Below are 25592 nucleotides of genomic sequence, written 5' to 3' on the forward strand. Positions count from 1 at the left end.
TTTCCCCGTTACACGCATGTTTTTTTGAGCATTATTCTTGGCCGCGAAATGTGATGACAGCCGGCCGCGCACGCACGGCATGACTGTCGGGATACGGTGCGGATTTTCCGCGAAAGGCGGCGTCATGATCGCGAACAGCATCAGCGGCAACATCATCGAGAATCCTCCGAAGGACGGCAAGCTGAGCGTGCCAATCGACTTCGAATGGTTCGAGACCGACAAGAAGCGCATGGCCAAGGTGGCGGAGGACGGCACCGAGTTCGGCGTGATGGTCGGCCGCACGATCAAGGACGGCGATGTGCTGGCCGAGACGGGCGACAAGCGGTATTACACGAAGATCAAGTCGGCGCAGCTCATCGAGATTCCGGTGGATTCGATGAAGGAGATGGGGCGCCTCTGCTTTGAGCTGGGCAACCGCCATCTGAGTCTGAAGGTGGAGAACGACCGTGTGCTCGTGCCGTACGATCATCCGACGATGGAGTACACGAAGAAGATCGGCTATGAGCCGCACATCATCGAAGGCGGATTCGACGGCTTCCTGATCGTCAAGGCGCATGCCGGTTCGGGCACGATCATTCCCGGCACGAACAAGACGACCGGCGATCTGGCCGAGGAGGAGCAGGAGGCCGAGGCGGACAAGGACTGGGCAGCCGACGCCGGGCATGGGCACTCGCACGATCATGCGCACGAGCACGAGCACGGTCATGATCACGCCGGCCACGTCGATGGCGAATACGAAGTGAACGGCGTGCTGCACCGTCCCGACGGCTCGCACAGCCACGACGGCGGCAGGACCTGGCACACCCACTGATCCGCCAGGCGGGTCGGTCGTCCTTCCCGACCGCCGGCCCGCCTTCGGACCACCGGACCATCACACTCATCGAGGACCATCATGACCCGAAATGTTCGCACGCAAACACGCCCGGGTACCCGCTCTCATTCGTCGACAGCGGCCACCGCGCCGGGCGCGGGACCAACCGGCCTGTCGCCGGATGAGATCGAGGCACGGCATCTGGCCATGCTGCAGGTGTGCGACAGCGTGTTCCCGATCGGCGCGTTTGCACTGTCGAACGGCATGGAGACGTTTGTGCAGCGGGACTTTCTCCGCCGCGGTCCCGACTTCGAGCAGTATCTGAAGAACTATCTGGAGGTCGCTCCCTACAAGGAGATCGGCCAGATGGTGATCGCCGGACGGTACGCGCAGGATTCGCGGTTGTCCGAACGCGGTTTGGATACGCGGATCGAGGAGTTGGACGCGCTGTGTTCGGCGCTGCAGTCCGCGCGTGAGATTCGTGACGGCAGCGAGCGCATGTGCGCCCGTCTGATCAAGCTCGTGGAGAAGATGGACGCGAACGGGGCAGACTCCGACCCGACCGCCGACGGCGGCATCGAACGCAACAGTCCGCATCTGGCACGATATCGGCGTCTGATCGCCGACGGCCGCTGCCGCGGTCTGCACGCGATCGCAATGGGATTGTATGCGGCCGATCATGCGGCGAGTCTGCGCAGCGCGGCCGTCACGTACGGATATTCGCTGATCAGTGCGCTCACCATGTGCGCGGCGAAGGCGATTCCGCTCAGCCAGTATGCCGGTCAGGTGGCCTTGCACGATTCGTTCCCGAATCTGGTGCAGGCGGTCGACGTGGCGTTCACGCTCAAACCGGACGATCTGGGCATTTCCGGCGCGTATCTCGACATCGCCGCCATGCAGCACGAGACCCTGTATTCGAGGCTGTACATGAGCTGAATGAGCTCGGCACCCATCAACCATCACACAGCAAGCAACACAGCAACCAGCGCAACACAGCAACCAGCGCAACACAACAGCACAACAAAGGAGAACCTCATGTCTTACGTACGCATCGGCGTGGCCGGCCCTGTCGGCTCCGGCAAAACCGCATTGATCGAACGCCTGACCCGCAAGATGGCCGACGACTACAGCATCTGCGTGGTCACGAACGACATCTACACCAAGGAGGACGCCGAGTTCCTGATCGCGAACTCCCGTCTGCCCGAGGACCGCATCGTCGGCGTGGAGACGGGCGGATGCCCGCACACCGCCATCCGCGAGGACTGCTCGATGAACCTCGAGGCGTGCGAGGCGATGGCCGCCGCGCATCCGGATGTGGACATCATCTTCGTGGAGTCCGGCGGCGACAACCTCTCCGCCACGTTCAGCCCCGATCTCGCCGATGCGACGATCTACGTGATCGCCACCGACGAGGGCGACAAGATCCCGCGCAAGGGCGGCCCGGGCGTCACGCGTTCCGACCTGCTGGTGATCAACAAGGCCGATCTGGCACCGCTCGTGCACGCCGATCTGGACGTGATGGCCCGCGATTCCGAACGTATGCGCAACGGTCGTCCGTACATCTTCACCGATCTGATGGGCGGTTCCGGCGTGGACGACGTGATCAACTGGATCAAGAAGGACGTCCTGTTCGAGGGCAAGTAGTTCCAGAATTTCAGCCAGTTCCGTCGTAGCCATTCCCATCAGGGCCCATCCGTCAGGCGCGTCAGAACCGTCAGGGCCCATCATCGTCAGAAATCGAGAATCCATGCCCAGCAGCACCTTCCGTCTCGCCACCGCATTCCGCAATGGCCGCACGAAGATCGATGACGTCTATTTCGAGGCGCCGTTCAAGCTCATGAGCCCGTTCGTGCGCGGCCGTCACGCGGACTTCATCGTGATGCTCGCCTCGCCCGGTTTCCTCAAGGGCGACGAGGCGCACATCGAGTGCACGTTCGGTGCGGGCACGGATTCGACGATCAAGACGCAAAGCTACGAGAAGGTGCTGAACACGGCCGACGGATCGGCATCACGCACGATCGACCTGACCGCGTGCGGCGATGCGAAGGCGGTGTTCCTGCCGTTTCCGGTGATTCCGTTCGAAGGCAGCACGTTCGCGAACGTGTCGACCGCACGCATCAGCCCGGAATCGACGTTCGTGTACGCGGATGTGGTGACGTGCGGCCGCGTGGGCCGCGGTGAGCGCTGGATGATGAACCGGTTTTCGAATCGGCTGCGTGTGAGCGTGGATGAGTCGTTGGCGTCGGAGAAGTATCGGCAGGCATTACGCGGTGAGGCCAACGACTCCGATGACGGTCGTCCTCATCGCGGCCGTCCGCGCAAGCAGCCGGATCGTTCCCGTTTGGTGTTCGCCGATCGTCTGCTGCTCGAACCCGCCCGTTTCGATTACACGGAGATGGGCATGTGGCGCGAGTACACGCATTGCGGCGTGCTGTATGCGCATCTTCCCGAGACCGATCCCGGGTATGATCCGAATGCGCTGGACGATGTGCAGGCGTCACCGTATGCGGCGTCGGGAGGAGCTGCGTCCGGTTCCAAGGATCCCCGGTTGATCGCCGATCCGCGCAAGCGCATCGAAGCGACGCGCATGGCGGCCGAGGATGCGCTGATCACGCGGATTCGCGATTATGCCAAAACCGCGGAATCCCATGGTTTCCGAGGCGAATTCGGCGTCAGTCGTGTAGTGAACGGCGTGTGCGTGCGCGTACTGGCCATGCGCGGCGACGACGCCTTCGACCTCATCACGGCCATCGCCGATATGGTGTGACGCTGACGCGATGCATGCCAGACAATACTGAGAGATGGCTCACATTCGGCGTGTTTTTCAGCTGGCTCTCAGTTGATGTCAGAGAAGTGCCCAGACACCGTTTTTAGTCTCGCAGATGTTGGGAATACGCATCGCACTACGACTAGGGGTATCCGTGGTGCGGCATCATCGAAGGGACATCATGAACGCGACCATCACCCGTGCCGCGGTGGCCGTCATCGCGGGACTGGCCATCGTTGGCGACGCTTTCCTGCTATTCGTCAAACCGCATGCCGACGTCGGAGCTGCCTCGACGTCACAGTCCGGTACACTCGGCGCGTCAAGCGGTTCCGGGTCGACCGACTCAGACACTGACAATTCCAATAATTCGAACGATTCATCCGGCTCAACCGACTCGGATTCCGCAAGCGGTTCCGACGGCACGCTCACCGACGGCACCTACACCAGCGTCGCTTCACCGAACGAATATGGCGAAGTCCAGCTGCAGGTCGTCGTCAAGGGTGGGAAGATCACGACCGTGAACGCGATCACCTACCCGAATCACACCGATCGCTCCCGTTCGATCAGCGCGCAGGCCATTCCCGAACTCGCCGAGCGGGCGATCAGCAAGCAGAGCTCCGATATTCAATTCGTCAGCGGCGCGACCGAAACATCCACCGCATTCGTCAACTCCCTGCAGGACGCCATCAATCAGGCGCTGAACGCGAGCAAGTAGCGGACGCGAATGGGGAACGACATGATCAGAACAGTGAACGACAGGACCGATCAGCGCATCGACAATCCCACTGACGACATTGACAACACTGATAATCCGTGGATTATTCGCAGCCGGGTCGTTCATGCCATGACCGTACCGTTCACCATACAGATCGTGGGTCTACCACGACAGTCGGCGGAAGATCTCGACGACATGATGGATACGGCCGCGACCCGCATTGCCAATCATCTGCACGGTGTCGAAACGCGCTTCTCGCCGTTCAACGCTTGTTCCCTGGTGACCCGCGCCCGCCGCGGCGACTGGTCCGCCCTGCTGAACGATCCGGACTTCGCCGAGGTCTACGCACTGTGCACGCAGGCGAAACAGCTCACTGATGGCGCATTCGATCCGATGCACGACGGTGCCTACGACCCGACCGGCATCGTGAAGGGCTGGGCGATCCAGCGCGCGCATGAGCGGATACTCATGCCCCTGGTCCGTTCCAGACGATGTGCCGCGGCCGCGTTGGGCGGAGGTGGCGACATCCAGGCCGCCGTGCATGCGAACAGTGATTTCCAGTGGCGCATCGGCGTGCAGAATCCATTCGCCGTCGACGCCGGCACGACGCAAACCGGCGCTGCGCAGCAAACCGCTATGCCACACACCCCCGCACTGCGCGCGACCACACTGCGCACAATCACACTGCGCAACGGTGCCGTGGCCACCTCCGGCACCTATCGACGCGGCGAGCACATCACCCGAACCGCACACGATCTGGCACAGGCCACCGTGGTCGATGATCATCTGATCTTCGCCGACATGTGGGCCACGGCCGCCATCAGCGCCGGCGAGCGCCGTTTCCGCGAACTCACCGACCCGCACGGGCGTCTTCTTGCGGTGCTCGTACGCGCCGATCACACCATCGCGACCATCGGCGACAGTGACTCGCTCACTGCCGCTGATCGATACCGCTGACCAATGCCACTGACCAATTGCCGGAACCGCAAAACGCCACAGACACGCAGACACTCAGGAACACAGAACCGTACAACCACAGGGACCTCATCATGAACCGTCATCTCACCACCACCGTCACCTTGGCATGGGCCGTCGTGCTGTTTGTCGTGCCATTGCCGTTCCTCGCCGCGCTCGCCTACGGATTGCCGTCGTTGTACAGCGGCCAACTGTTCGGCATTGAACTTGGTGTGATCGCCTACACGTGGATGCTTGCGGCCGTCTATCTGGCGTGCCGTCCGCGCTGGGTGGATCGCACGGTCGGCCTGCCGCACATGATGATGATCCACGGCATTCTCGCGATTCTGGCGATCGGATTCGCGTTCGTTCATCAGAGCCTGCTGCCCGGTGCCGGGGCGCTGGTCGGACTGACCGGCCATGTTGGCCTGTACCTGTTCATCGCCGTGGCGGTCTGGTCGCTGGTGTTCATGGCCGGATGGCTGACCAGCCGGGTGCGCTGGCTGGCGAACGTCAAGCGCACGCTGGAGCGCGTGTTCCGTCATGAGATGAGCGTCTGGCTGCATCGGTTCAATCTGATCGCGATCGCCATCATCCTGATTCATGTGCATGTGATCGACTACATCGCCGCGATCAAGCCGTTCATTCTGCTGATCGATGCGGCGACCATCATCGTGTTCGCCTACTATGCGTGGAGCATGATCAACCGACACGCGTATGCATTGCGCGGACGGGTGATTGCGGTACGGCCGCTCGCCGATCGCGTGACCGAACTATCGGTCGGACTGGACGGCGATTCCGCACGAAACGCTCGCTGGCGACCGGGCGATTTCGCGTTCATCGCGTTCCCCGGCGAGCGCGGCATGCACGAATATCATCCGTTCTCCCTGACGAATTCGTATGATCCGAACGGTGGTTCCGCACCGCAGCCGATGATGTTCGCGATTCGTGCCGACGGTGATTTCACCACGCGCGTGGCGTCACTACAGCCGGGTACCGGCGTACGCGTGGTGCCGCCGTACGGCCGCTACGCCGAATTCGTCGATGAGCATCCCGCCAACGCGCCGCTGGTGCTGATCGGCGGTGGTATCGGCATCACTCCGCTGATCGGCGCGCTCACCGCCTACGCAGGCAAGGGCCGGGACGGTGGCCGCAATGTCGATTTCCTGTATACCGTCAGCAAGGATCGTGACGTCATCTATGGTCCGGAGCTGACGCGGTTCGGCGAGGATCATCCGAACGCCCGCGTGCGCATCAGTCTGCACCGCCCGGATGAGACGACGCTCACGCCCATGATCCGCCCCGGAGCCGTGTATCTGGTGGCGGGACCGCACGCCATGATCGTCGCCGTACGCAAGACGCTGCTCGCGCACGGCGTGCGTGCCGACGACATCTATTACGAGCCGTTCGCAATGTGATCGGCGGGCGAGGGTGACGGGCGGGGGTGACGGGCGACGGACGTCGGTGTCAGACGCCATCGCCCACCGACGCCCAGAACGCGCGATCTCAGAACAGGAAGTACCGCTGGGTGAGCGGCAGATCGTTCGCCGGATCGGAGTGCACGAGCTCGCCGTCCACGGTCACCTGGAACGTTTCCGGATTCACCTGGATGTCGGCCAACGTGTCGTTGAACTTCAGGTCCTTCTTGCCGATCGTGCGGCAGCCGTGCACGGGCAGCACCTGCCGGGCCAGACCGAGGCGGCCCTTGATGTCGTCGTCAATCGCCGCCTGCGAGACGAACGTGGCGCAACTCGAACCGAGCGCACGACCCAGCGCGCCGAACATGTCGCGGTAGTACACGGGTTCCGGCGTGGGGATCGACGCATTGGCGTCACCCATGCGCGAGTAGGCGATCGACCCGCCCTTGATCACCATCTCCGGCTTGGCCGCGAACATGGCCGGCTGCCAGATCACCAGATCGGCCATCTTGCCCACTTCGACCGATCCCACGTAGTCGGCGATGCCGTGTGTGATGGCCGGGTTGATCGTGTACTTGCTCACGTAGCGCTTGGCGCGGTAGTTGTCGTTGCGGTTGCCGTCGTGCGCATCCTCGGGAAGCGGGCCGCGCTGGATCTTCATCTTGTGCGCGGTCTGCCAGGTGCGTGTCACCACCTCGCCCACGCGGCCCATGGCCTGCGAGTCGGAGCTCATCATCGAGATGATGCCCATGTCGTGCAGCACGTCCTCCGCGCCGATCGTCTCGGGGCGGATTCGTGAATCGGCGAACGAGATGTCCTCCGGCACGTTGCGATCCAAGTGATGGCAGACCATCATCATGTCGAGATGCTCGTCCACCGTGTTGCGCGTGAACGGCATGGTCGGATTCGTGGAGCTGGGCAGCACGTTCGGGAATCCCGCCGCGCGGATGATGTCGGGGGCATGGCCGCCGCCCGCGCCTTCCGTGTGGTACGTGTGGATGGCCCGGCCCTTGAACGCGGCGATCGTGTCCTCCACGCAACCGCCCTCGTTGAGCGTGTCGGTGTGAATGGCCACCTGAATGTCCATCTCGTCGGCCACGCCAAGGCAGGTGTCGATCACGGCGGGGGTCGATCCCCAATCCTCGTGGATCTTGAGTCCGGCGGCACCGGCGCGGATCTGTTCGCGCAATGGTTCGGGGCTGGAGTCGTTGCCCTTGCCGAGGTAGGCGATGTTGACGGGCAGCGCTTCGGCGGCTTCGATCATGCGCGCCAGATGGAACGCGCCCGGATTGCAGGTGGTGGCGTTCGTGCCGTCGGCCGGGCCGGTGCCGCCGCCCACCATGGTGGTGATGCCGCCGGCGAGCGCGGTGCGCACCTGCTGCGGGGAGATGAAGTGGATGTGCGTGTCGAGTCCGCCCGCGGTGACGATCATGCCTTCGCCTGCGATGGCCTCGGTGCCGGAGCCGACGGCGAGTCCCGGCGTCACGCCGTCCATGGTCTGCGGGTTGCCGGCCTTGCCGATGGCGCTGATCCTGCCGTTCTTGATGCCGATGTCGGCCTTGTAGATGCCGGTGTAGTCGAGAATCAGCGCGTTGGTGATAACGGTGTCGGGCGATTCCGCGTCGAGCTGCACGGAGCTTTGGCCCATGCCGTCGCGGAATGATTTGCCGCCGCCGAATTTGAGTTCGTCGCCGTAGTTGGTGCAGTCGCGTTCGACTTCGATAATGAGGTTCGTGTCGCCGAGGCGTACGCGGTCGCCCGTGGTCGGGCCGAACATGCCGGCGTAGTCGCTGCGTGTGATCGTGGTGCTCATGATTGTGGTTTCTTTCCCCCGTCAGATTCCCAGGAATCCCTGATCGTGCGCCTTGGCAAATGCGGCGTCGCGCACCTGCGGATCGTCGAGCTTGCCGTCGACGAGTGCGCTGAATCCGTGGATCTCGCGCGTGCCGCCGATGTCGATGAGTCGTACGCGATGCGCTTCGCCCGGTTCAAAACGCACGGCCGTGCCCGCGGCGATGTCGAGACGCTTGCCGTATGCGGCCTTGCGATCGAATTTGAGATACTTGTTGACTTCGAAGAAGTGGAAGTGGGAGCCGATCTGGATGGGACGGTCGGCGGTGTTGACCACGTCGAGCTCGATGGCGTCACGGCCTTCGTTGAGCGTGAGGTCGCCGTCGGCGTAGAAGTATTCGCCGGGCTTGAGCTTTTCGGTGGTTTCGATGGGGTTGTGGATGGATACGAGCTTGGTGCCGTCGGGGAACGTGGCCTCGACCTCCACCACGTCGATCATCTCGGCCACGCCGTCCATCACGTCTTCGGGTTTGAGCAGCGTGCGCCCGTACTGCATGAGTTCGGCCACGGTCGCGCCTTCGCGCGCGCGTTCCACGCATTCGGAGCTGATCAGCGCCACGCATTCCGGATAGTTGAGTTTCACGCCACGGCTTTTGCGCTCCTTGGCAAGCTCCCCCGCCTGATGCAGCAGCAGTTTGTCGATCTCTCGCGGAGTAAGTCTCATCGGACCCCCATTCGTCCCGGTCGTTCCGGCAATGTCGAATCTGACAATCCGTCGTATCCGAATGTCGGGTATGTCAGGCATGTCAGGTAATTCTGTCGAATCGCGATCATCCTAGGACCGCAATAAGAACGACACGTTTCCACACGTGGCATACGGGGATGATGGTGGCAGAGAATGCTGCAACCCGTCATATTGTCATTCTCTGCCAAGGGGCGTGGTAGAGAATGCCATATACGGTGTTTTTTGTATTCCCTGCCACGGAAATCGGCTCCATACGCGATGCCATCGTGGCAGAGAATACATGATCCGGTCATTTGGTCATTCCGTGCCACGATGATTTGATAGCGCATTGGTACAGAATGATGATTCGGTCACATTGGTCATTCTCTGCCATGATCGCGTGGCAGAGAATGAGAATTCATGACATATACGCGTTCTTTGCCACGAAATGTGGCAGAGAACGAGAAACCACGGCCGTACTCCATTCTCTGCCAAAGACCGTGGCAGAGAATGACAATCATTGTGAATATTGCATTCTCTGCCACGCGCGAGCCATCGCGCACGCCCACTTACACGCCCATTCACACGCGCATGGCCTGCTTGGCCGCCTCGACCTGATCGGCACCGCCCTCACCACCGGCCACGAACCGTCCGGATGCGAGCACATGATACGTGTCGCAGCGTTCGACGGCGAACTGCACCTTCTGTTCGACCAGCACCACGCCGATGCCGCGATCCTCCACCATCGAACGGATGGATTTCTGGATGTCGGCCACGATGTTCGGCTGGATGCCTTCGGTCGGCTCGTCGAGGATCATGAGCTTCGGCCGCGTGATCAACGCCCTGGCGATCGACAGCTGCTGACGCTGGCCGCCGGACAGCAGACCGGCACGACGCCCCGCGAATTCCTTAAGCACGGGGAACGCGTCCACGGCTTCGTCGTAGCGGGCCTGTGCCTCGGAGCCGTACCGGTCGGACACCACGTGCAGGTTTTCGTCGACGGTCATGCCGCCGAATGACTGCTGTCCTTGCGGCACGAATGCCATGCCGAATCGGATGCGCTGGTTCGGTGACAGTTTCGTCACGTCGCGCCCGTCGAACGACACCGTACCCGCGCTCGCCGGCAGCAGGCCAAGGATCGCCTTGAGCAGTGTGGTCTTGCCGGCGCCGTTGTTGCCGATGATGCTGATCCACTGTCCGGCTTCCACGCTGAAGGTGATGTCGTTGACCACGGTCACCTTGCCGTACCCGGTACTGAGATTCTTCACTTCAAGCATTGCCATGATTGTTTTCCTTACTCGTTGCCCCACCGCTGACCGGAGGCGAATGATGCGTGCGACTTCAAGACGCGGAGAACGAAGGCGTACAACGGTACGTCAAGTCCTCCACAACGCAGAAGCCCCCTATCACAGCCTCCACCGGAGGCGAATGATGCGTGCGACTTCAAGGCGCAGAGAACGAAGGCGTACAACAGTACGTCAAGTTCTCCGCAACGCAGAAGGCGCTCCATCATTCGCCTCCGCCGAGGTAGATCCTGACGACCTCCTCGTTGTTCTGGATGTCTTCGACCGATCCTTCCGCGAGGATCTCGCCCTGGTTGAGGACGGTGACGGAGTCGGCGAAGCTGCGCATGAAGTCCATGTCGTGCTCGACGATGATGACGGTGCGGTTGCGGCTGCAACGTTTGAGGAGTTCGCCGGTTTGCTGGCGTTCTTCGGGGGTCATGCCAGCGACGGGTTCGTCGAGGAGGAGAAGGTGTGCGTCTTGGACGAGGAGCATGCCGATTTCGAGCCACTGCTTTTTGCCGTGGGGGAGGATGCCGGCAGGCTTGTAGGCGTCGGCGGTGAGACCGGTGACGTCGAGCATGTATTGGATGTTCTGGGAGACGCCTTTGACCTTTTTGAAGAGGTCGGCGGTTTTCTTGCGGAATCCTTCGGCGAGCTGGAGGTTTTCGAGGACGGAGAGTTCTTCGACGACGGAGGCGGTTTGGAAGGTGCGGCCGACGCCGAGTTTGACGATGTCGTTGGACTTGCGGCCGAGGAGCTGTTCGCCGCGGAAGGTGGCGGAGCCGGTGGCGGGGGTGAGGCCGGTGATGGCGTCGATGATGGTGGTTTTGCCGGCACCGTTGGGTCCGATGAGGAATCGCAGATCGCCGTGTTCGACGGTGAGGTCGAGGTTTTTGACGGCGACGAATCCGTCGAATTCGACGTGGAGGCCTTTGACTTCGAGATAGTCGCTCCATTGGCCGCCACGGTCGTCGAGGACGGCGAGTTCGTCCTTGAGATCTTCCATGCGTTTGCGTTCGGAGACGATTTCGTCTTTCATGCGGCTGACTTCGTCGCGCATGCGTCGGGCCTCGTCGCGCATCTGACGGGCCTCTTCGCGAAGCTGAGCAGCATCCATGTCGGTACTGGTGGTGTCGGCGACATCGGTGGTGTTGGTGGTCACGGTTGCCTCCTTGTGGTTGATGTCGTTGCTCATGCCTTCATCGCCTTGGCTGCGACGGGCGCGGCGGCCGCTGCACCGGCCGACACTGCGGCACCGGACGATCGGCCGGTGACTTTCTCGACGATCCATGGCCATACGCCCTTGAACTGGCCGAGTCCCATGGGCGCGAATGCGATGACGAGGATGAACATGAGGCCTTCGATGTAGGTCCATGCGGACGGGTAGGCGTCGGACAGCTGCGTTTCGGCGAAGCGGACGAGCAGCGTGCCGATCACGGGTCCGATCAGTGTGGTGCGGCCGCCGATGACCACGCCGGCGAGCATGAGGATCGACGGGGTCACGCCGATGTCGGACGGGGAGATGATGCCGACGACCGGCACGAACATCGCGCCGCCGATGCCGGCGAACATGGCCGCCAGCGAGAAGGCGAACACCTTGATCGATGCGGGGTTGTAGCCGAGGAACTTCATACGGTTTTCCTGATCGCGCACGCCGATGATCAGCTCGCCCATGAATGATCCGCGAATCCAGCGCACGATCAGCACCATGCCGAGCGTGAGGAACGCGCAGATGAAGTAGATCATGGTCTTGTTGGCGGGGTCGGTCAGATCGTATCCGAAGAATCCGGAGAAGTCACTCAGACCGTTCGCGCCGCCGGTGGTTTTGGATTGGCCGATCAGCAGTACGGAGAATGCGGCCACCAGCGCCTGCGACAGGATGGCGAAGTAGGCGCCGCGCACACCGCGGCCGAACACGAGGATGCCGAGGATGGCTGCGATCGCGCCGGGCACTACGGCCACGGAGATCGCGGCGATCACCGGGTTGCGGAACAGCTCCCAGAATCCGGGCAGCTGCGTGATGCCGTACTGGGCCATGAAGTCGGGCACTTCGCCCGGCCCGAGTTCCTCAAGCTTGAGGTGGATGGCCATCACGTAGGCGCCCAGACCGAAGAACATGCCCTGGCCGAGCGTCAGCATGCCGCCTTGTCCCCATGCCAGACCGATGCCCACGGCGACCATCGCGTAGCACAGGTATTTGGCGAGCAGTCCCAGACTGTAGGTGCTCAGCACGGCCGGCATCAGGAAGATCAGTACGATCGTTATGGCCGTGCCGAACCACGCCCGGTATTTGCCGATGAACGCTCCGGCCACGCCGGAGGAAGTCGTTGGTGCATTCATGTCAGTTCCCCTCTTTCACGTCGTTCATATTCGTGTCATTCATTCGTATTCGCACTCGTCTATCTGTCATCCGTTACGCCAGGTTTCTCGAACGGATCGAGACGAGGCCCTGCGGACGGAACTGCAGGAACACGACGACGATCAGGAACACCGACATCTGTGCGATCGACGACGAGGTGGGCAGCTCCACGGCGGACTGGCACAGGCCCAGCACGAACGATGCGATCACCGCGCCCTTGAGCTGGCCGACGCCGCCGGCGACGACCACGAGGAACGCCTGCACAATGAAGGTGGTGCCGAAGTTGTAGCTGATCGAGTTGAGCAGGCTCAGCGCCACACCGGCCACACCAGCGATGCCCGAGCCGATGAAGAACGTCACATGGTCCACGGCCTTGGTGGAGATGCCGGACACTTCGGCGAGTTCACGGCTTTCGGACGTGGCACGGATCTGACGGCCGAGCGGCGTGAGCTTGAGCACCGCGTACAGTGCGGCCACGCAGACCACGGCGAGGATGAAGATGAACAGTCGGGCGGCCGGGAAGCTGTAGCCGAAGATGGTCACCGGCTGGGTGAGTCCGGCCGGGGCCTGCGCGTATACGCCGGTCGCGCCGAAGATGTCTCGCGCCACCTGTTGCAGCACCAGCGATACGCCGAATGTGACGAGCAGCGTGTCGAGTGGACGTTCACGCATGCGTTCGAGCAGCAGAACGTCGAGCAGCAGGCCGAGCAGACCCGACACCACGAATCCGACGACGAGCGCCACGGCCAGGGCCACGGTCTTGCTGCCGATCACGGAACTCATCACGTAGGCGGTGTAGGCGCCGGCCATCATGAATTCGCCGTGCGCGTTGTTGATCACGCCCATCTGGCCGAATGCCAGCGACAGGCCAAGCGCGGCGAGCAGCAGGATCGATCCGTTTGACAATCCCGCAACGATCTGCGGAAACAGCATGTTCATGGTTGTTCTCTCTTCCTTACTCGCTCTTGGACGTGGAATCGGTGGCACCGGCGCTCAGGCTCTTCGCCCAGTCGTAGGTGGTCAGGTACGGGTCGGGCTTGATCGGCCCGTCGGATTTCCACACGGTGTGGATGAGCTTGTCCTTGCCGATCTTGCCGATGTACGACGTCTTGTAGATGTGGTGGTTCTTGCCGTCTACGGTGACCTTGCCCTCCGGCGCGTCGAACGTGACGCCGTCGGCGGCGGCCTTGACCTTGTCCACGTCGAACGACTTGGCCTTTTCGACCATCGCCTTCCACAGGTAGACGGAGGTGTAGGCGGATTCCATCGGATCGGAGGTGGGGCGGTTTTCGCCGTACTTGGCCTTGAAGTTCTTGACGAACGTCTTGTTGGTGGCGCTGTCGAGCGTCTGGTAGTAGTTCCATGCGGTGAGCTGACCTTCGACGTTGTCGACGCCGATCGACGCGACCTCCTCTTCGGCGATCGACATGGAGATCACAGGCGTGGATTCGGCGGTCAGGCCGGATGCCTTGTACTCCTTGAAGAACGCGACGTTGGAGTCGCCGTTGAGCGTGTTGACCACGGCGTCCGCGCCGGAAAACTTGAGTTTGTTCACGATCGTGGTGAAGTCGGTGGAGCCCATGGGCGTGTATTCCTCGCCGACGACCTCCATGCCGTTGCCTTCCGCATAGGCCTTGACCACGCGGTTGGCGGTCTGCGGGAACACGTAGTCGGAACCGACCAGGAACAGTTTCTTGTAGCCCTGCTCCTTGAGGTAGTCGAGCGCGGGCACGATCTGCTGGTTCGGTGCGGCACCCGAGTAGAAGATGTTCGGGCTGGCTTCCATGCCCTCATATTGCAGTGGGTAGAACAGCAGCGCGTTGTCCTCTTCGAAGACGGGCAGCATGGCCTTGCGGGAGCTGGACGTCCATCCGCCGAACACCGCGGCCACGCACTGCTTTTCGATCAATGTGCGCGCCTTTTCGGCGAAGGTGGCGGGTTCGGATTTGCCATCCTGCTGTTCGACTTCGATCTTCTTGCCGAGCACGCCACCGTCCGCGTTGATCTCGTCGACGGCCATGTGCAGTGAATCGCTTACGGTCTTCTCGGAGATCGCCATGGTGCCGGACAGCGAGTTGACGAAGCCGACCTTGATGGTGCTGCCGGATGTGTCCACGCAGGATGTGGTGCTGGTCGCACTGGCGGCGGTGGCGTCCAGCGCTTCCTTCTCGGCGACGGTGCGACCCCATCCGCACCCACCGAGGCTCATGATCGCGGCGACGGCCACTGCTGCTGCGCCGGCGCGCATCATGCCGGAACGTAGTCCGGCACGGCCGGCGTGGAATAGTGATGTTCTGGCCATGCGTTTCCTCTCCCCGTAATTCAACGATTGCAACGGGGAACAGCATGACAACGTTCGGCATCGAACGTGTTGCTCAAGTATTTCGTTTCGATCTCGAAGATGTCAGACATGTTACAGGACTGCCCTTGGTTTTCCCTATACATTGGCGATCACGGGCGGACGATCACTGTGGGACGGGTCAAGTCGGCGCTCACGCTCTCAGGTGGGCGCGGAAGGCCGGTGCATGATGTCCGACACACTCGGGCCGTTTGGCCTCGCTCCGGCGATTTGATTGCAAAGCATATCAAATCGCCTCCGCTGATACAGTCGGACATCATGCACCGGCCTTCCGCTCAGGTGGATGCGAAATAGACCGAATCGCGGTGGTGGATGTCGTTCCGTCAGGAATGGGGCGTTCCGTCAGGAATGAGTAGCTCTATCAGGGAGGGATAGCTCCTAGGAATGAGGGGCGTTCCGTCAGGTAGGGTACTGCTGCTAGGTATTTGGGCATTCCTTAGTGTGATCACACTAAGAGGGTGCGTGTCATACGGAATGGATTGGTATGAATATGGCGAGGGTCCGTGTGCGCTTGGCGACACGGACCCTGTTCGTTCATTACGCCGGCAACGGCGAGTGAATTCGGGCGTTACTTTTCCTCGGAGTGGCGGGCACCGGACTTGACCGGCAGGCGAACGCCGCACAGGTCTTCGCCTTGGCCGGCGAGCACGGCGCCGGGCGTGAAGTCCAGCGGGTTCGACGATGCGGAGGCGAACACGGATGCGGCGGAAACGCCCACCGCTCCCGCAGGGCTGGTTTCAGCCGTTGCGGTCGGGCCCGAAGTCACGCCGGCAACGGTACCGTGGGACATCTCGATCGCGTCTTCCTCTTCCTCGGCGAACGCCTTGCGCTGATAGTACAGGTCCTCGTCGAGCTGCTTTTCGCTGGCGGCCACGACCACGGCCGTGTTGGCGGCGCCGGCGACGTTGAGCGCGGTACGGCCCATGTCGACGATCTGCGAGATCGGCTGGGAGATCGCGATGAACGGGATCGGCAGTCCGGCGGCCGCGAACAGGGACGTCGCGGTGATCGTGGCGGTTCCGGGCACGCCGACCGTGCCAATCGACACCAGCAGCGCCAGCACCACGAGGAATCCGTACTGTGCCGGCGAGTACGCCAGTCCCTGCGCGTTCACGGCGAACACGGCGAGCAGTACGGGCCACACGCCCGCGCATCCGGGCATACCGAGGTTGGCACCAAGTCCGGCCACGAACGACGCGATGTCGCCGGGCACGCCCGCGCCACGCAGCTGGCGCACGGTCACCGGAATCGTGCCGATGCTGCTTTCGGAGGTGAACGCCACCACTCCCGTGGTCCAGAACGACTTGAAGAAGTACACCGGGTTGAGTCGGGTGGCGGCGGCCAGCACGAGCGGCTGCACCACGAACATCTGCAGGGCCATGGCGATGTACGCCACGACCAGCACCACGAGCAGCGGCAACAGGGCCGCCACATCACTGCCACTCACCGCCGCGGCGATGAGGGACAGCACGGCGTACGGCGTGAAGCCCACCACGATCTGCGTGGCGCGGGACATCACCACGTTGCCGGCGTCGATGAACGCCTTGAACGGCGCGATGGCTGCGCGGGCCCTGTCGGTGGAGCCGGCCGCGTTGTAGGCCACGGCCACGAGGATGGCGAAGACGACCACGGGCACCACCTGGTTTTCAGACCAGTTCGCGGCCAGATTCGTGGGGAACAGATTCACGATGGTGTCGATCACGGCCGGCACCTCACGCTGCTGGTAGTCGGTGGGCAGCGTGTACTGGAAGCCCTTGCCCACGCCGAACGCGAGCGCCAGGGCCAGTGTGATCGCCGCCGCGGTGAGGGTGTTGAGCAGCAGCAGGACTATGGTTTTGATGCCGATGTTGCGCAGTCGCACGGATTCGCCGAGGTTGGTGATGCTGGCGATGATGCTGAACAGCAGGAGCGGCACCACGATGGCGGAGATCACGTTGGACCATACGGTGCCGAACGCGGCCACGTAGTCGGTGTGTCCTTTGAAAATCACGCCCATGCCGATGCCCAGCACGGTGGCGAGCAGCACTCGTGTGGTGAATCCGGCCTTCTTCTTCACGCTCAGCGCCGCGATTCCCGCGAACAGGATGACGGTGACGCCGAGCGCCACCCAGTTGAGTGTCACGTCTGACATTGTTCTCCCCATGTCATGTGTTGTATGTCATGTGTTGTTGCCGATGTCGGCTCTGTTAGCCATAAGCATTCATGAGAGTTATACAGAAGTTTGCTTATAGGTCATGTCCGAGTGACGATTATTCACGATTTGCGAATCTGACACGCCGATATGTACGAACGTACACAATCGTCGTTCCGTCGCGATAGGATTAGAACGTTCAAATATGACGTAGTCCACATCCGGCACCGACACACCCTTACCGGCCATCGCCGACCGGTGGACAATCGGAATTACCGGACTTCTTGTACGGAAAGGACAGCAATGACCGCAAACAATCTCCACAACGACTGGTGGAAGCAGGCGGTGGTCTATCAGGTCTACCCCCGCAGCTTCAAGGACATGAACGGTGACGGCCTTGGCGACCTCAAGGGCGTGACCGACCGCATCGACTATCTCAGGGAACTCGGCGTGGACGCGATCTGGCTGAGTCCGTTTTACCCCTCCGAACTGCACGACGGCGGCTACGACGTGATCGACTACCGCAACGTGGACCCCCGCCTCGGCAGCATGGACGACTTCGACGAGATGGTGGCCCGCGCCCACGAGGCCGGCATCAAGATCGTGGTCGACATCGTTCCCAACCACAGCGCCGACAAGCACGTCTGGTTCCAGGCCGCCCTGAACGCCGCCCCCGGCAGCCCCGAACGCGACCGTTACATCTTCCGCGACGGACGCGGTGAGCACGGCGAACTGCCCCCGAACGACTGGCAGTCGATCTTCGGCGGTCCGGCTTGGGAGCGCGTGGCCGACGGCCAGTGGTATCTCCACCTGTTCGCCAAGCAGCAGCCCGACTTCAACTGGAAGAATCCCGAAGTCCACGAGGAGTTCCTCAAGACCCTGCGCTTCTGGTCCGACCACGGCACCGACGGATTCCGCGTGGACGTGGCACACGGCCTCGCCAAGGATCTGGAATCCAAGCCGCTCGTAGAACTCGGCAAATGGTCCACGCTCGACCAGTTCAACCCGAACGGCGACAACCCGCTCTTCGACCGCGCCGAAGTCCATGACATCTACCGCGAATGGCGCACCGTGTTCAACGAATACGATCCGCCGCGCTTCGCCGTGGCCGAAGCCTGGATCTCCCCCGAACATCAGGCCCTGTACGCCAGCCCGGACGAACTCGGCCAGATCTTCAACTTCGAATTCGCCAAGGCCGACTGGCGTCAGTCCGATCTGCGCGTCGCCATCGAGGACGGCATGGCCGCGGCCGAGCGCTCCGGCTCCACCACCACCTGGGTGATGAACAACCATGACGTGCCGCGTTCGGCCAGCCGATACGCGCTGCCGCAGGTGAAGACAAAGTTCTACCATCAGATGGCCGAGGCGTGGCTGCTGCGCAACGGCGAGTTCGTGGAGGAGGATCGCGCCGCCGGCACCCGTCGCGCCCGCGCGGCCGCGCTCATGGAACTCGGACTGCCTGGGTCCGCCTACATCTACCAGGGCGAGGAGCTCGGACTGTTCGAAGTGGCCGACATCCCATGGGATCGTCTGGAAGACCCCTACGCCTTCAATTCCGAACACCAGTTCACGGTGAAGGGCCGCGACGGCTGCCGTGTGCCGCTGCCATGGACCGCCGCCGACGAGCCGAAGCCGGCCGAATGGGACGAGAAGTTCGGCGATGGCACGACCGGCACGTTCGGGTTCGCACCAGCGCCGGGCGCACGCCCCGACGGCTCCCCCACAGCCGAACCGCATCTGCCGCAACCCCTGTGGTTCAAGGACTTCGCCGCCGATACGGAGGATTCCGACCCGGTATCCATGCTCAACCTGTATCGAGCCGCGCTCGCCCTGCGTCAGCGTCTGCTCACCCCGACCGGCGACACGTCGATCGCATGGCTGGACGATTTCGACACCGCCGAAGGCGGCACCGCGATCGCCTACAGCCGTCCGACCGCCGACAACCGCACGTTCGCCAGCGTGACGAACTTCGCCGACGAACCGCTGACCCTGCCCGCCGAGGCCGAGGTGCTGCTCGCCTCCGCCTCGCTCGACGACAACGGCCGCCTCCCCCAGGACGCCACCGCCTGGCTCGCGTTCTAGACAGCGCAGTTAAGCAGCCTCTCTGGGTGCAACCGGGTGATGACGCAGGTGATGACGTCCCTCGATATCACCTCAGCCTGCCCGGTTACACCCAGAACCCTAGAACCCTATGCCCGTACACCCGGATCGATAAGCGGAAGCACGCCCTGCTCGATGAATTCCTCGGCGACGGCACGTCCCACATGACCGGCGACCGTGCCGACATTGCGCTCCGTGAACATATGCGTGCCGTCCGGGGACGCGACCAACCCTTCAAAGGCCACGCATCGCTCATCCGTCTCCGGCGGCACCACCGCCATCGCATATGCTCCGATCGGGAACGTGCAGCTGCCACCCAGCGTGGTCATGAACTCCCGTTCCGTCAGGACCTCGTCACGCGTCACCGGATCATCGATCGCGGCCAGCAGATTCAGCGTCTCCCTGTCGCCGGCGCGGCATTCCACCACCATCGCGCCCTGACCGGCGGCCGGCAGCAGCACGCCCCTCAGCGACAGCCGATACAGTCCATCCAGTTCGGGATGACAGGCTCCGAGATATTCCGTTTCGGAGACCTCCGCGCCAGCTCCACCTTCCGCGCATGAAGGATACAGACGGTTCAACCCGGCCTCGGCTAGGATCACACCGTCAAGATGCTCGGTTTCGATCTTGCGTAGACGACTGTCGATGTTGCCGCGAATCGGTACGATCACCAGATCGGGACGGCGATGCAGCAGCTGCGCCTGCCGTCGCAGACTGTTCGTGCCGACGCGCGCTCCGATCGGCAGATCGTCGAAACGCTCATATGGCCGCGGGGAGATCAGGCAGTCGAACGGGGAATCGCGCTTGGGAAAGCATCCCAGCACCAGACCGTCGGGCAGCACCGGCTGCACATCCTTGAGACTGTGCGCGGCGAAATCGATCGTGCCGTCGAGCAGTTCGCGTTCGATCTCCTTGACGAACACCCCCTTGCCGCCGATGGTCTGCAGACTGGAGTTGAGATCCCGATCCCCCTGGGTGACGATCGGCTTCGGCGTGATGACGATATCCGGGAACCGTTTGCGCAGCGCGTCACAGACCAGCTCGGTCTGGCGTAATGCCAAGCGGCTTCGTCTCGTGCCGATGCGGAATTCACGTCCCATCCCGTCCCCCGTTCCAGCTTCGCCGCGCCATCCGTTCACGCCGGCAAGTTCGCATTCCAAATTCCGGCAGACCACTATAGCAGTCGCGCCAAGTCGGAATTGCCGCCCGGCTATACGAAGAACTTATGGGAGGAACCTATAGAAGGAATTATGGGAGACGCCACGAAACCAACGGACGAACTCACGCATACGTATCGTCGGTATTACGCGGAACCAGACTGGCCGGCGCGGTCTCATGCGCATCGTCGCCCAACGATTCCCCTGCGATCAGTCGCAACGCCTTGCGCGCCGCAGCCGCACCCATCGACTGCGGATTCTGCCGAATCGTGGTCAGCCCAAGTACGTCGGCATACGTGCTGTCGTCGAATCCGATGATCGAATAGTCGCGGGGCGTCCGTTTGCCGTATCGTTCGAGTCGCAACATGAGCGGGATGGCGATCATGTCGGCCTGACAGCAGATCGCATCGGGGAATGGATCGAGTTCCAGCAGACGGGCCAGAATCATGGACATCGTCTGCGGTGACGAGATGGCGGCGAGCGCCGATACATCGCGTGGGACACCGATCACCTGCCAGTCGAGTTCGACGCCTTCCGACCGCGCCGATTCACAGGCCCTTCGGAATCCCTGTTCACGTTGGTCGATGCTGGCGTGGAGCGTGCGTACCGCTTCAGCGCCCACGTAGGCGAGATGACGATGGCCGAGTTTGATGAGATGCTGGGCGGCCATGAACATGCCCTGTTCGTCGTCGATGGACACCGATGCGTCGAATCCGTCGACGTCCGGGGAGTTGATGCCGATGATCGGCACCTGTGCGCGCCCGAGCTGTTCGACCTCGTGCGGGTCGACGGCGAACGATGCGACGAAGATGGCGTCCACGTTGCGTCGGATCGGCAGTGTGCTGAAGAAGTGCTGACGGTTGCGTGCGGTGTCGATGTTCTGGAAGAGCGCGATGTCGTATCCGGCCGGGTGCAGCACGGATTCAAGTCCGGCGAGCACCGACGCGTTGAACCAGCTGGTGATGTCGTCGTTCATGAGCATTGCCACGCGGTTGGTGCGCCCGGATTTGAGGGTGGCCGCGGATCGGGAGATGTTGAAGTCGAGTTCGTCGGCCACGCGCATCACTTTGGCGCGCGTGCGTTCGCTCACCATGTCCGGTCTGGTAAACGCGCGTGACACCGTTGAGATGGAAACCCCCGCCTTGGCCGCCACATCCTGAATGGTCGCCTGCATCGTTCCTCGCTTCCTCGACGCCGAGTCGCTTGAACCTTCCGTCATTGTAGGCGGTCAGTGCCGACAGCGCCTTGCCGATCCACCGGCGCAGCCCGAAGTCCGGCCCTACGACCGCCCGGGTTCAGCCCTGCGATCGTCCGGCAAGATCACGTAGCATCCGGTCCAGAATCCGCCGGAGCACGTCGGTGTTGGTACGCGGGCAGATCACGATATTGCCATCCGCCTCGATGATGCGAGCAGTGCTGGGACCCAGCACATAATACGTTAGTTCATCGATAAAACTTTCTGGAGTGATGGCGATGATCCGTTGCAAACGTTGATATGCGGATGGGCTGGTCACCAGAACACGATCGATACGCATACGATTTTCGACTTGCCGATCACGTTCTTGCAATCTGGAATCGTCATGTCGTGCGGAAGTTAACGATCGCCGGAGCGATCGAACCGCATTCCGTTCGTCCGTCTCGTCCCATGCGTTGTCGTAGATACGGATCCGCGGAACAGGCGTCGACACCTCTGACGTGATCGGAGTGTGAGTATGATCGTCGGGCACATGCAGGTTGCCACACAGTTCGGTGATTCCGCCGACTGCATCACCGGCATCACCGACGCCGGCATCACGAATGCCGTCACCATCGCCAACGCCGTCACCGCCCGCATGCAATGCGGCGATCAGCCGGCTCAGCCCTCGATGGTTCTCCTCATCCGGTACCAGCACACGAACGATCCCGTCGTTCTGTGCCACGGCCTCCATCTTGCGGCTCAGTACGATCAGCGTGCCCTGCCATGCCGGTGCAAGCGTGGGGAGCAGATCGATCAGCGTGGTCAGCGCGAAATGACTGGTCACCACAAGATATCCGCTGCGCGCGATGCGCCGACGGTCCTGCGGCGACAACGGCACCGCGCGAAGATGCCGGAGCGGCAGGTAGATCGGCGGAGAGGCCGGAGTGGCCTGTTCAAGCCGGGCACGCAGATCCTCCGGAACGCTCCGCCGCGGATAGGTGATCAGTGCGGTCATGACGGACTCGCCGTCACCACGTACGGGCGTCGATGCGCGCCGCCACGTCCTTGGCGAAGTAGGTGATGATCAGGTCGGCGCCGGCGCGCTTGATACCGGTCAGCGTCTCCTTGACGATCCGGTTCTCGTCGATCCAGCCATTGGCCGCCGCGGCCTTGATCATCGCATACTCGCCGGAGACGTTGTATGCCACCAGCGGCAGATCGCTCGCATTACGCACCTCACGCACCACGTCAAGGAACGCCATCGCCGGCTTGACCATCAGGAAGTCCGCGCCCTCACGCTCATCGCTTGCCGCCTCACGCAACGCCTCCAGACGGTTCGCCGGATCCATCTGATATCCACTGCGGTCGCCGAACTGCGGAGCGCCGTCGGCGGCGTCACGGAACGGCCCGTAGAAACTCGACGCATACTTCACCGCATACGACATGATTGGCGTATTCACGAACCCGGCCGCATCAAGGCCGGCGCGGATCGCGGCCACGTATCCGTCCATCGCGTTCGACGGCGCGATGATGTCCGCGCCGGCCTTCGCCTGGCTCACTGCGATTCGGGTGATGTAGTCCAGCGATTCGTCGTTCACCACCTCACCGTCGCGCACGATGCCGCAGTGACCTGTGGACGTGTACTCGCACATGCAGTCGTCGGCGATCACCACCAGCTCCGGATGACGGGACTTGATCAGTCGGATGCCACGCTGCACGATGCCGTCGTCGCTCCACGCATCCGAACCGGTATCGTCCTTATGATCCGGAATGCCGAACACGATGACCGATTTGATGCCAAGCACCACGATCTCATCGATCCCGGCGGCCACGGCGTCCAGGCCGAAGCGCGAAATGCCCGGCATCGATGCGATCGGCTGACTGCCGCTGATCGTGGCATCGACGAACACCGGCATGATCAGGTCGTCCTTCGACACATGCGTCTCGCGTACCAGATCGCGCAGCACGGCGCTGGTGCGCAGACGACGATGCCGATCGAACTGCAGTGTGCTGATGGTGTTGTTCTCCGTCATATATCCCCCAATATGTCCAATATCGCTATCTGCGTTTTCCGAATCCCCAGCGTAACCGGTTCGGCGGGAATGCGTTGCGCCGGGTGTTGGAACGCCTATACCGGTTTGTTATGACGGCTGATAGAGCTCAATGATTGCAAGGATGGTGATGATTCCGGACGTTCCTCGCGGATTGCGCGGACAGGTATGTTGGAACGAGTGATTGACGGCGGCGCATACGGGCGTCGACAAACGGAAGGGACCAAGGGGAACCAATGGGCGGCAACGACGACGTGAAGGATGCGACCAATGCACGTATTGCGCGGCACGACGGCACCGACGACACGGGGCTGGTGTCGCTGGTCGGTGCCGGGCCGGGCGACCCGGAACTGCTGACATTGCGCGGCAAACGCCGGATCGAGGAGGCTGACGTGATCGTCTACGATCGACTCGTCAACCCTGAACTGCTCGATTTCACACGCGACGACGCCGAACGCATCGACGTGGGCAAATCCGCGCATCATCATCCGGTGAAGCAACGTGAGATCAACGATATGCTCGCCCGTCTCGCGCGTGACGGCAAGCGCGTGGTGCGGCTCAAATCCGGCGATCCGTTCGTGTTCGGACGCGGCGGCGAGGAGCAGCGGTATCTGCGCGACCGCGGTGTGCGCGTGGAGATCGTGCCCGGCATCACCAGCGCGATCGCGGGGCCGGCGGCCGTGGGCATTCCCGTAACGCACCGCGACTATGCGTCGAGCTTCCATGTGATCGCCGGGCATCGCAAACGCGAGGGGCATGAACTCGACTGGAACAACATCGCGCATATGGAGGGCACGCTCGTGTTCCTCATGGGCATGGAATCGCTTGACCGCATCACCGGTAATCTGATCGCCAACGGCAAGCCGGCCGATACGCCGATCGCCGTGATCCAGTGGGCCACGCGTGAACAGCAACGGGCCGTGCGCTCCGATCTCGCCGGCATCCGTGCGGCGGTGGATGAGGCCGGTCTGGGCGCGCCCGCGTTGATCGTGGTCGGCGGTGTGGCGTCGCTGCTGGACGAGACGCTGGCGGGCGAGCGATGACCGCGGAATTCCGTCAGCCGTATCCGGTGAATCTCGATATCCGCGGCAGACGGGCCGTGGTCGTGGGCGGCGGAACCGTGGCCGCGCGCAAGGTCATGTCGTTGTTGCATTCCGGCGCGCACGTGACGGTGATCAGCCCGACGATCGATCCGCGTATCGCCGAACAGGTGTCGGCCGGACGCGTGATCTGGGTGGATATGTCATACAAGTCTGGGGATAACTTCACAACCGACGACGATGCCGGTCGTGCGTTCATCATGATCGCCTGCACGGACGATCCGACGGTGAACGCGCAGGCCGCGAACGACGCCAGGGCGGCCGGGGTCCCCCTGATCAACAACGCCGCCGATCCCGCGCAATCGACCTTCGCCAACGTGGCCGTGACGGAACACGACGGCCTGATGCTCACGGTCTCCACATACGGCCAGAACCCGTCACGCGCACGCAGGGTGAAAGCGTTGCTGCACGACTGGCTCCAGCGGCTACCAGCATAAACGGCATAGCGGCCCAGATTCCCATCCACCCCAAATCCCTTTGCCCTCCACGCACCCGGCGGAACGTCGGCAAATATGGAAAGGGGTGCCCGGCATATGATGATCGACTGTATCAGCGGAGGTGATTTGATATGCTCTGCAATCAAATCGCCGGAGCGAGGCCAAACGGCCCGAGTGTGTCGATCATCATATGCCGGGCACCATAGCCCAGACACCAGTGCCCAAGTCCCAGCCAGCCAGCAGCTCAGACGAACC

Annotated in this window: 22 protein-coding genes; 10 read left to right on the plus strand and 12 right to left on the minus strand. The window is 62.4% G+C overall.

Features of this window, described 5'->3' with window-relative positions; genetic code table 11:
• Positions 1-124 precede the first annotated feature (124 nt).
• The 7 genes from EP30_RS08800 to EP30_RS08830 all read left to right on the plus strand — a co-directional run bounded on the left by EP30_RS08800 (position 125) and on the right by EP30_RS08830 (position 6665).
• The gene (locus EP30_RS08800) at positions 125-811 is read left to right on the plus strand and encodes an urease accessory protein UreE (RefSeq protein ID WP_140557953.1); all 687 of its coding nucleotides are present in this window, start codon (positions 125-127) and stop codon (positions 809-811) included.
• A gap of 81 nt (positions 812-892) precedes the next feature.
• Positions 893-1747, plus strand: a complete 855-nt coding sequence (locus EP30_RS08805; protein WP_140557955.1) for an urease accessory protein UreF — start codon at positions 893-895, stop codon at positions 1745-1747.
• Between the two features lie 99 nt (positions 1748-1846).
• The gene (gene ureG / locus EP30_RS08810) at positions 1847-2455 is read left to right on the plus strand and encodes an urease accessory protein UreG (RefSeq protein WP_140557957.1); all 609 of its coding nucleotides are present in this window, start codon (positions 1847-1849) and stop codon (positions 2453-2455) included.
• A 103-nt stretch (positions 2456-2558) separates the two neighbouring features.
• Positions 2559-3578, plus strand: coding sequence for an urease accessory protein UreD (locus tag EP30_RS08815; protein ID WP_140557959.1), 1020 nt, complete (start codon positions 2559-2561; stop codon positions 3576-3578).
• 181 nt (positions 3579-3759) lie between these two features.
• The gene (locus EP30_RS08820; protein ID WP_181160854.1) at positions 3760-4293 is read left to right on the plus strand and encodes an FMN-binding protein; all 534 of its coding nucleotides are present in this window, start codon (positions 3760-3762) and stop codon (positions 4291-4293) included.
• Between the two features lie 21 nt (positions 4294-4314).
• On the plus strand, positions 4315-5250 hold the full coding sequence (locus tag EP30_RS08825; RefSeq protein WP_181160855.1) for an FAD:protein FMN transferase: 936 nt from the start codon (positions 4315-4317) through the stop codon (positions 5248-5250).
• A gap of 92 nt (positions 5251-5342) precedes the next feature.
• Complete coding sequence (locus EP30_RS08830) at positions 5343-6665, plus strand: hypothetical protein (protein ID WP_140557966.1); 1323 nt, start codon at positions 5343-5345, stop codon at positions 6663-6665.
• Between the two features lie 88 nt (positions 6666-6753).
• On the opposite strand, the gene ureC is transcribed toward EP30_RS08830, so the two are convergent.
• The 8 genes from ureC to EP30_RS08870 form a co-directional block, all read right to left on the minus strand.
• Positions 6754-8478, minus strand: coding sequence for an urease subunit alpha (ureC, locus tag EP30_RS08835; protein ID WP_140557968.1), 1725 nt, complete (start codon positions 8476-8478; stop codon positions 6754-6756).
• 21 nt (positions 8479-8499) lie between these two features.
• Positions 8500-9180: an urease subunit gamma gene (gene ureA, locus EP30_RS11175; protein WP_094663853.1), complete on the minus strand. Its 681-nt coding sequence runs from the start codon at positions 9178-9180 to the stop codon at positions 8500-8502.
• A 581-nt stretch (positions 9181-9761) separates the two neighbouring features.
• Positions 9762-10463: an ATP-binding cassette domain-containing protein gene (locus EP30_RS08845; RefSeq protein ID WP_258185443.1), complete on the minus strand. Its 702-nt coding sequence runs from the start codon at positions 10461-10463 to the stop codon at positions 9762-9764.
• Between the two features lie 226 nt (positions 10464-10689).
• Positions 10690-11661 (minus strand): urea ABC transporter ATP-binding protein UrtD, encoded by a 972-nt coding sequence (gene urtD, locus EP30_RS08850; RefSeq protein WP_258185444.1) that lies wholly within the window; start codon positions 11659-11661, stop codon positions 10690-10692.
• Positions 11658-12806, minus strand: coding sequence for an urea ABC transporter permease subunit UrtC (gene urtC / locus EP30_RS08855; RefSeq protein WP_140557970.1), 1149 nt, complete (start codon positions 12804-12806; stop codon positions 11658-11660). Before urtC ends, urtD begins: the two co-directional genes overlap by 4 nt.
• 73 nt (positions 12807-12879) lie before the next feature.
• On the minus strand, positions 12880-13764 hold the full coding sequence (gene urtB, locus EP30_RS08860; RefSeq protein WP_140557971.1) for an urea ABC transporter permease subunit UrtB: 885 nt from the start codon (positions 13762-13764) through the stop codon (positions 12880-12882).
• Between the two features lie 16 nt (positions 13765-13780).
• A complete protein-coding gene (gene urtA, locus EP30_RS08865) occupies positions 13781-15127 on the minus strand; it encodes an urea ABC transporter substrate-binding protein (protein WP_219846808.1) in 1347 nt (448 codons plus the stop codon).
• 625 nt (positions 15128-15752) lie between these two features.
• Positions 15753-17315: a dicarboxylate/amino acid:cation symporter gene (locus EP30_RS08870; protein WP_140557972.1), complete on the minus strand. Its 1563-nt coding sequence runs from the start codon at positions 17313-17315 to the stop codon at positions 15753-15755.
• Between the two features lie 303 nt (positions 17316-17618).
• On the opposite strand from EP30_RS08870, the gene EP30_RS08875 reads away from it, so the two are divergent.
• Positions 17619-19397: a glycoside hydrolase family 13 protein gene (locus EP30_RS08875; RefSeq protein WP_140557973.1), complete on the plus strand. Its 1779-nt coding sequence runs from the start codon at positions 17619-17621 to the stop codon at positions 19395-19397.
• A gap of 107 nt (positions 19398-19504) precedes the next feature.
• Here EP30_RS08875 and hemC read toward each other — a convergent pair whose 3' ends face one another.
• The 4 genes from hemC to hemB form a co-directional block, all read right to left on the minus strand.
• The gene (hemC, locus tag EP30_RS08880; protein ID WP_140557974.1) at positions 19505-20515 is read right to left on the minus strand and encodes a hydroxymethylbilane synthase; all 1011 of its coding nucleotides are present in this window, start codon (positions 20513-20515) and stop codon (positions 19505-19507) included.
• A gap of 181 nt (positions 20516-20696) precedes the next feature.
• The gene (locus tag EP30_RS08885; protein WP_140557975.1) at positions 20697-21746 is read right to left on the minus strand and encodes a LacI family DNA-binding transcriptional regulator; all 1050 of its coding nucleotides are present in this window, start codon (positions 21744-21746) and stop codon (positions 20697-20699) included.
• A 121-nt stretch (positions 21747-21867) separates the two neighbouring features.
• Positions 21868-22764: a uroporphyrinogen-III synthase gene (locus tag EP30_RS08890; protein WP_140557977.1), complete on the minus strand. Its 897-nt coding sequence runs from the start codon at positions 22762-22764 to the stop codon at positions 21868-21870.
• A gap of 13 nt (positions 22765-22777) precedes the next feature.
• A complete protein-coding gene (gene hemB, locus EP30_RS08895; RefSeq protein WP_140557979.1) occupies positions 22778-23782 on the minus strand; it encodes a porphobilinogen synthase in 1005 nt (334 codons plus the stop codon).
• Between the two features lie 254 nt (positions 23783-24036).
• Here hemB and cobA point away from each other — a divergent pair, with 254 nt between their 5' ends.
• Together cobA and EP30_RS08905 are read left to right on the plus strand one after the other, a co-directional pair.
• Positions 24037-24843, plus strand: a complete 807-nt coding sequence (cobA, locus tag EP30_RS08900; RefSeq protein WP_140557981.1) for a uroporphyrinogen-III C-methyltransferase — start codon at positions 24037-24039, stop codon at positions 24841-24843.
• Positions 24840-25337 carry a bifunctional precorrin-2 dehydrogenase/sirohydrochlorin ferrochelatase gene (locus tag EP30_RS08905; RefSeq protein WP_140557983.1) on the plus strand — a complete coding sequence of 166 codons (498 nt, stop codon included), beginning with the start codon at positions 24840-24842 and terminating at the stop codon, positions 25335-25337. The genes cobA and EP30_RS08905 overlap by 4 nt, the downstream gene beginning before the upstream one ends.
• The last annotated feature ends 255 nt before the right edge of the window (positions 25338-25592 follow it).

It is taken from the genome of Bifidobacterium sp. UTCIF-39 (assembly GCF_006408715.1).
GTDB lineage: Bacteria > Actinomycetota > Actinomycetes > Actinomycetales > Bifidobacteriaceae > Galliscardovia > Galliscardovia tissieri.